The following is a 601-nucleotide window of genomic DNA, read 5'->3' as shown; positions in this document are numbered from 1 at the left end:
GGTGGGCACGGGCCCGCACGGCACAGGCGCTCCGAGCGCCCTCACAATCCCTCTCCTAGACTCTGCCCATGCCAAGAACCCTGTATCTGGTGGTCTCCGCCGCGCCCGCCCCCGAAGGGGTCCCCGAATTGATCGAGGCTCTCCACGGCCACGGATGGCAGGTGACGGTGCTGTCCACCCCCACCGGTCTGAGCTTCCACGATCAGGAACGGATGGAGGCACTCACCGGGGAGCCGGTTCGTTCCGCGTTCCGGAGACCGGACACGGGCAAGGCCCTACCTCCCGCCGACGCGGTGTTGGCGTGTCCGCTCACTTTCAACTCGGTGAACAAGTTCGCCCGAGGCCTTGCCGACAACTTCGCCGTCGCCCTGTTGTGCGAGATGGTCGGGTACGGGGTGCCCACCGTCGTGGTGCCCCGCTGCAAACCCCAACTCGCGTCCCATCCTGCGTTCTCCCGCTCCCTGGAGACCCTGCACGAGATGGAGGCGGTCACCCTTCTGTATGACCCCGATTCCCCATACGAAGAGCGCATTCCTACCTGGCGCCAGGTCATCGACACGGTCGATTCCCTCTGACCGTAAGGACAGACAGGGACCCCGCG

At 66.1% G+C, this 601-nt stretch carries 1 protein-coding gene; it reads left to right on the top strand.

The genetic code is table 11. The features are described from left to right. The first annotated feature begins 68 nt into the window (after positions 1–68). On the top strand, positions 69–575 hold the full coding sequence (locus tag D473_RS0123830) for a flavoprotein (RefSeq protein ID WP_033354009.1): 507 nt from the start codon (positions 69–71) through the stop codon (positions 573–575). Positions 576–601 lie beyond the last annotated feature (26 nt).

Source organism: Nocardiopsis xinjiangensis YIM 90004 (assembly GCF_000341145.1).
Taxonomy (GTDB): Bacteria; Actinomycetota; Actinomycetes; order Streptosporangiales; family Streptosporangiaceae; genus Nocardiopsis; species Nocardiopsis xinjiangensis.
Note: the sequence above shows the minus strand (reverse complement) of the source record. Positions and strands in the feature narration are given on the sequence as shown.

What these genes read in the sequence shown, in the direction of transcription:
- D473_RS0123830 (WP_033354009.1), top strand. Translation starts at nt 69, where the DNA reads ATGCCAAGAACCCTGTATCTGGTGGTCTCCGCCGCGCCCGCCCCCGAA.